A 1281-nucleotide genomic window follows, 5' to 3' on the forward strand; every position below is an offset into this window, starting at 1 on the left:
GGAGCAGGTCGGACGGTACGCCGTGCCGGGCCAGTTCGTCGTCCATGGCGTGGAACCAGGCCGGTCGGCGCCAGGTGCCGAGCTACGGGTTACGCGTACAAGATTGTGCGCTGGCGCTGACAATAGGCCAAGTTCGCGACCTGCGCGCCATTGCGGAGAAAACTTGTACCCCGATCGCAGTTTTCACGTTAACTGTTGCAGGACAACATAATTCCAAGATCGGCGCACTACCCGCTAACGGCCGAATCAAACATCACGATTGGGCATACGGAGCCCACTCCGCATAACCGTCCGTCTCATCAGACACTTGTCCACCCAAACAGAGTGCACAACAGTTAGTCCGGTGCAACAATAAGACGAATCGGACATGCCTGCGACGTGATGGGGAAGGGTGGTTGAAACAATGACGGCGCCGCGCATTGCCAGGGAACACCGCGGCCCCACCGGGGGCCGAAATTCCGCGTCGCAGGACAGCCTGGACGCCGCCTCGGACGCCTTGCAATCGCTCTATGCGCACCTCGATCCACACGCTCAGGCAGAGCAGTTCCTCGAACAGGTCTGCAAACACGCCGTCGACCTCATCGCCGACGCGGACATGGCCGGAATTACCATCGGCGGTTCGGATTCGACGTTCCGAACCGTAGCCGCCACCCACCAACTTGTTCGCACCGTCGACTCGATTCAATTCCGACTGGACTACGGACCGAGTGTGACGTCCTCACGCACAGGAACGGTTGTCCGCGCACATGCCAGCGAAGCTCACAGCCGGTGGCCTCAATTCGCAAGCGCGGCAAAGGCAGTCGGCGCCGTCAGCTTCTTGTCCATGCCACTACCTGGCCGGGAACGCCCGCTCGGAACCCTCAATCTCTACAGCCACGACCTCCGAGGTTTCACCGGCGCCGACGTGGCATTGCTCCAACTGTTCGCCGTGACCTCGGCCTACGCGCTGCACAGCTCGCAGCGCCTCGACATCGCCAGAAAGCACGCGATGGACCTCGAGCGAGCACTCGAATCGAGAGGCGTCATCGAACAGGCCAAGGGCATCATCATGGGCACTCATCGCGTCGACGCCGACCGAGCCTTCCGCATCCTCATCCAGGACTCGCAGCGCAGCAACGTCAAACTGCGAGTGATCGCCCAGCAGTATATCGACGGCGCGATCGACCCGCGTCAGGCTACGAACAAGCCTGAGACCAACTGATCCGGGCCTGCTGAACCGGGCCGGCAAACACAGAGGCACCCACCAAATTCTCGGTGGGTGCCCTCTTCGATGGAGCCTCC

General features: G+C 61.5%; 1 protein-coding gene. It reads left to right on the forward strand.

What is annotated here, in order from left to right; genetic code table 11:
- Positions 1-403: 403 nt before the first annotated feature.
- Complete coding sequence (locus ABT116_RS47310; RefSeq protein ID WP_351647570.1) at positions 404-1201, forward strand: ANTAR domain-containing protein; 798 nt, start codon at positions 404-406, stop codon at positions 1199-1201.
- Positions 1202-1281 lie beyond the last annotated feature (80 nt).

This window comes from Streptomyces sp. NPDC002130 (assembly GCF_040296465.1).
GTDB lineage: Bacteria > Actinomycetota > Actinomycetes > Streptomycetales > Streptomycetaceae > Streptomyces.

Bases quoted from the DNA above. Each gene is read 5' to 3' on its own strand.
- ABT116_RS47310 (WP_351647570.1), top strand. From the start codon at position 404: ATGACGGCGCCGCGCATTGCCAGGGAACACCGCGGCCCCACCGGGGGC.